The sequence below is a fragment of the Vibrio genomosp. F10 str. 9ZD137 genome (genome assembly GCF_049974785.1).
GTDB lineage: Bacteria > Pseudomonadota > Gammaproteobacteria > Enterobacterales > Vibrionaceae > Vibrio.
In genome coordinates this window covers 2039-4615 of the sequence record NZ_JBNGCJ010001024.1, presented here as the reverse complement: position 1 = coordinate 4615, position 2577 = coordinate 2039, and the positions used below count along the sequence as shown (strand labels likewise).

At 45.0% G+C, this 2577-nt stretch carries 1 pseudogene; it reads right to left on the bottom strand.

Features of this window, described 5'->3' with window-relative positions:
- Positions 1 to 2577 (bottom strand): annotated as a pseudogene (locus ACP45E_RS21790) (retention module-containing protein); the annotation flags it as partial.

The window sequence follows — 2577 nt, the reverse complement described above, 5'->3', positions numbered from 1 at the left end:
GTCTTTATCAGCATCACTTGAAGTAACAACGATGGATTTCGTGATATCACCACCGGAATGATCTAAATCTCTGTTCGGCTCAAATCGTAATTCACCCGAAACGGTAATGAATAATGTACCCTCATCAAAATCAAAGGACTGCTCACCAGACACCGTTGGGTTAAGTGAAATAGCATCTCCACCACCAAAGGTAAATTGAGTAATGGTTGCACCGTCAGCACTTTGAGCAGAAATTAGCTCAATGGTATCGGTTGTTGGATTAGCCGCACCAACACTCAAGTCATCCAAAGATGGCTCTGTGATTGTCAGACTGCTGCCCTGCATCGTTTGCACGTCATCCTTGATCGTTACTGACAGATTTTTTTCATCTGAGACGCCACCATCCGTATCGACCGCATACACGGGTAGGACGAAATTGAGTAGATTACTTCCTTGCACAACCGCATGATCGAACGCTTCGATTAACGTAAAGGTGTAACGGCCTTTGTCAGTGCTGTCTGCATCACCATAATTATCGAACTTCAGCGTGAATACTGGTGTTTGTTGACCTAACGGACCTTCAGTAAAACCAAGGTATTCCCCTGAATCATCAGGCTCTTCACGAAGCTTAACCACTAATCCATTCGACGTGAGTGTTTCATCAGAATTAAAGTCACTGGTGGCTAGTTTAAAGTGCTTAATATCATCGCCACCTTCAGCGTAACTTATTGACGCAGAACTGCTGACAGTAGAGCTACTCACTGGCGTGCCATTGGGTGCTGAGCCATCAGCAAGCGCAGATTCAGATAAAGACACCACAGGTATCTCAGTAATTTCAGGGTCTTGACCATCTTTAATCGTGAGCTCTACCGTTGCCGTTGCGAGGTCTTTATCAGCATCACTTGAAGTAACCACGATAGATTTTTTGATATCACCATTGACATGATCTAGGTCTCGGTTCGGCTCAAATCGTAATTCACCCGTGAGGGTAATGAACACGGTGCCCTCATCAAAATTAAAAGACTGCTCACCTAAAACCGTTGGATTAAGTGAAATAGGATCACTGTCGCCAAAGGTAAATTGAGTAATGGTTGCACCGTCCGCACTTTGTGAAGAAATGAGTTCAATCGAGTCGGTACTTGGTCTCGCACCAGAAGCGAGTTCATCAGCGTTCGGTTCTGAGATAGTGAGACTGCTGCCCTGCATGGTTTGCACGTCATCTTCAATCGTCACTGAAAGAGATTTTTTCGCCGAAACATCGCCATCAGTGTCTACCGCGTAAATAGGTAAAACAAAACCAACGGTGTTCTTATCTGAACCGTCTTGATGATCAAGCGCTTCGATAAGGGTAAAGGTATAAAGGCCTTTGTCTGTGCTGTTTGCATCACCGTAATTATCAAACGTGAGTGTGAATACTGGTGTTTCCTGATTTGACGAATCCACCGTAAATCCGAGGTATTCCCCTGAATCCTCAGGGTTCTCTCGAAGCTTAACCACTAAACCATTAGACTTGAGCGTATCATCAGGATTAAAGTCACTAATGGCAATTTCAAAGTGCTTGATATCATCGCTGCCCTCTGTGTAAGTGATGGAAGCTGAGCTACTAACCACAGAAGCACTCGCTGGCGTGCCATTAGGCGCTGAACCATCAGCCAGTGCAGATTCAGAGAGAGAAACCGTCGGTACTTCGGTGATTTCAGGATTTGCCCCGTCTTCAATCGTGAGCGATACCGTTGCCGTGACTTCATCTTTATCGCCATCACTCGAGGTCACTACGATGGATTTCGTGATATCACCACCGGAATGGTCTAGATCTCGATTCGGCTCAAAACGCAGCTCACCGCTAAGGGTGATGTATAAAGTACCCTCATCAAAATCAAAAGATTGTTCGCCAGATATCGCAGGATCTAGGGCAATAGAATCACCGCCACCAAAGGTAAACTTGGTAATCGTTGCACCATCAGCACCTTGAGCTGAAATAAGTTCAATAGTCTCAGTGCTTGGATTAGCCGCATTTGAACCACTTGAAACTTCAGAAGCGCTAGGCTCTGTTATCGTCAGGTTGTTTCCCTGCATGATCTGAAGATCATCTTCAATGGTCACCGAAAGCGGCATCATGACGGAATCGTCACCATCACTATCGACCGCGTAAACCGGTAGATCAAAACTGAGTGAATCATTGTCGATGGCATCGATGTGATCAACGGCCTCAAGCAAAGTAAAGGTATACTGGCCCTTATCCGTACTGTTTATATCACCGTAATTATTAAACGTTAACGTAAATACCTGCGTTTCAACCCCTGATAGACTGGTCGTAAAACCAATGTACTGACCTGAATCCTCGACTTCTCGAAGCTCTACTTTCAGACCATTTGATGAGAGTGAAGTATCCGAATTAAATTGAACGGTGTCGATTCTGAAGTGGCTAACATCATCACTTCCCTCTGTATATTCAATGGACTCGGTTCTACTCACTAGTGCGCTATTTGGCTCCGAGCCATCAGCAAGCACAGATTCAGATAACAACACCCCAGGTATTTCAGTAATTTCAGGGAGTTGACCATCTTTAATCGTGAGTTCTACCGTTGCCGTTACGAC